At 63.0% G+C, this 2,906-nt stretch carries 2 protein-coding genes; one reads left to right on the top strand and one right to left on the bottom strand.

Translation table 11 applies throughout. The features are described 5' to 3' along the window. On the bottom strand, positions 1-1,057 hold a 1,057-nt coding region (locus B2527_RS04265; protein WP_293706305.1), incomplete at its 3' end, for a LysM-like peptidoglycan-binding domain-containing protein. A gap of 167 nt (positions 1,058-1,224) precedes the next feature. Here B2527_RS04265 and tyrS point away from each other — a divergent pair. Beyond that, positions 1,225-2,439 (top strand): tyrosine--tRNA ligase, encoded by a 1,215-nt coding sequence (gene tyrS / locus B2527_RS04260; RefSeq protein WP_293706304.1) that lies wholly within the window; start codon positions 1,225-1,227, stop codon positions 2,437-2,439. The last annotated feature ends 467 nt before the right edge of the window (positions 2,440-2,906 follow it).

The raw sequence follows: 2,906 nt of genomic DNA, 5'->3' as shown, positions 1-2,906 counted from the left end.
TGCCGGCGAACTGCACGCGGGCATCGCCGGCGGCCATGATCGGGGTGCCGGTGCGCGCGGCGTAATCCACACCCTTGTGGGTGCGCATGGTGCCGAGGATGGGATGGCGGCGGGTACCGAAATTCGAGCTCAGGCGCGCGAACTGGATGGGTGAGCGGATGAAGCTCTTCTTCAGCGAGCGGCCATTGATGTCGAAGTATTCCGACTTGCCGTTGCGATCAAAGCGGAAGCCGGTATAGGTCTTGCCGCCAGTCTGGAAGGTTGCCGCCAGGATCTTGCTGGTATCGATGCGCTCGCCTTCGCGCCAGGTCTCGTCCATCACCACGCTGAAGCGGTCGCCCGGCTGCAGGTCCTTGGAGAAGTCGATGTCGTACTTGAAGATCTCGTCGGTCATCGTGGCGATGGCTGACGGCGACAGGCCGGCACGGCGTGCGGCGTTGTACAGCGAACTGGTGATCTCACCACTGGCAACCACGGTGCGGGTGCTGGTGGCGCGCTCGCTGACTTTCTCGCGGATCTGCTCGCCCTGCAGGCTCAGTTCCACGCGGTGGTCGGCGTCGCGATCAAAGCGGATGGTGCGCAGGGTGCCGTTGACCGGCAGGTCGAAGGCGATCTCGGTGCCCGGGCGCAGCTTGGTCAGCACGTCGCGGGTACCGGGGTGGTCAAGCACGCGTTGCATGGTGGTGGCAGGGACGCCGGCGGACTCGAACAGATCGCTCAGGGTCTGGCCACGCTGTACGCGCAGGATCTGCCAGCTGTCGCCCGGTGTTTCGCCACGGCGTGCCAGTGACAGCGGCGGCAACGGCAGCGCCAACGTCGAGTGCGAGGCGGGCAGGGGGGTGTCGATTGCGTTGGAAAAGCCGGGAACAATGGTGGCCGCCAACGCGCCAATGGTGACGAACAGGCTGGCGTGGATCCAATGCCGCCGGGTCCAGCGTTCGTTGAACGCGGCCGGCAGATGTTCTTTCAGCTTCCGATGCAGGGCGGTGTCGTGCAGGACATTGAGGCGTTCCTGGAAGCGCTGCTTGCGCGCGGGGCCATGATCGGGTTGTGGCATCGCTCAGTTCTCTGGCCGGCCCGGATCGCGGGCCCAAACGCGGTTAACATAGACACCTATCAATACCGCGTCAAACCATTGAGCCGCATGGCTTTTCAATCTCCTGGCGTGGTTAACTTGTACTTAACACCATTCATGTATTTGACGGCGAAGCCGGGAGTTTTAGCGTGTCCTCGATTGATGAAGCCCTTGCCCTGATCGGCCGTGGAGCCGACGAAATCCTCAAAGTGGATGAACTGCGCCAGCGTCTGGAAAGCGGTCGCCCGCTGCGTGTGAAGGCCGGCTTCGACCCTACCGCCCCCGACCTGCACCTGGGCCACACCGTATTGCTGAACAAGCTGCGCCAGTTCCAGGACCTCGGTCATCAGGTCATTTTCCTGATCGGCGACTTCACCGGCATGATCGGTGACCCGTCCGGCAAAAGCCTGACCCGCAAGCCGCTCAGCCGCGAAGACGTGCTGGCCAATGCGCGCACCTATGAAGAGCAGGTATTCAAGGTGCTGGACCGCGAAAAGACCGAAGTCCGCTTCAACTCGGAATGGTTCGGCAAGATGAGCGCGGCCGACATGATCCGCCTGGCCGGCCAGCACACCGTTGCACGCATGCTCGAGCGCGATGACTTCGCCAAGCGCTATGCCGCCCAGCAGTCCATCGCCATCCACGAGTTCCTCTACCCGCTGGTACAGGGCTACGACTCGGTGGCGCTTGAGGCCGATGTCGAGCTCGGCGGCACCGACCAGAAGTTCAACCTGCTGATGGGCCGCGGCCTGCAGGAGCACCACGGGCAGAAGCCGCAGATCGTGCTGACCATGCCGTTGCTGGAAGGCCTGGACGGCGTCAACAAGATGTCCAAGTCGCTGGGCAACTACATCGGCATCAGCGAGCCGGCCATCGACATCGTCACCAAGACCATGAAGGTCGACGACACCTTGATGTGGCGCTGGATCGACCTGCTCAGCTTCGATATCTCCATTGACGAGGCCAAGCAGCTGCGTGCCGACGTCGAGGCCGGCAAGATCAACCCGCGTGAGATCAAGCTGCGGCTGGCGCGTGAGCTGACCACCCGCTTCCATGACGCCGATGCTGCCGAACAGGCCATCGCCGGCTGGAATGCAGCCGTCACCGGCCAGGGCGACATCACCCAGTTGCCGCTGCAGGAGGTGACCGTGCCGGCCGAAGGCCTGCGCATCGGTGCGTTGCTGACCGCCGCTGGCCTGACGCCGAGCAATTCGGAGGCCTCGCGCAAGCTCAAGGAGCGTGCGGTGAAGGTGGATGGCGAAGTGGTCGATGACGCACAGACCGTGCTGCAGCCGGGTTTTGAAGGCTTGTTGCAGGTGGGCAAGCGCACCTTCGCCCGCGTTCTGCTGGTTGCGGCTGTTTGACGCTGCAAGCCGGGTTTGCAGGCCCTCCGCCCGTATAGGGTGAGGGCGGCCTGTGGACCTGGAGCTCTCTGTCCATCGAGCGCCGGCGCATTGCATGCAGTCGGGTGGATTGGGAGGAGAGGGCTCCGGGACTGGCTTTCCACGCGCCCGCCTTCTTGTGGATGGCAGGGGGCGCCAAACGCTGGCGCCGCACACTAATTCCGCACACTAATAAGGCGTATGTGCAGGGTTTCGGGGGCTACCGCAGGCCAGGTGAACGAAAGTTGCAAAAAATCGTGCACACCCCCTTCACAAAGGCCGCAAAGAGGCACATACTTTCCCTCCCCCGACGCAGGGGCCTCGCAAGGGGCGCAACGGAGAGGAAAGTTTGAAGTCTCCATCTCGCTTTGAGGTGTTGACAGAAACGAAAAGCCTGCTACAATAGGCGGCTCGCTTCAACGAAAAGGTCTTCGGGCCGAAACGCGGAA

It is taken from the genome of Stenotrophomonas sp. UBA7606 (genome assembly GCF_002477705.1).
Lineage (GTDB): Bacteria > Pseudomonadota > Gammaproteobacteria > Xanthomonadales > Xanthomonadaceae > Stenotrophomonas.
Note: the sequence above shows the minus strand (reverse complement) of the source record. Positions and strands in the feature narration are given on the sequence as shown.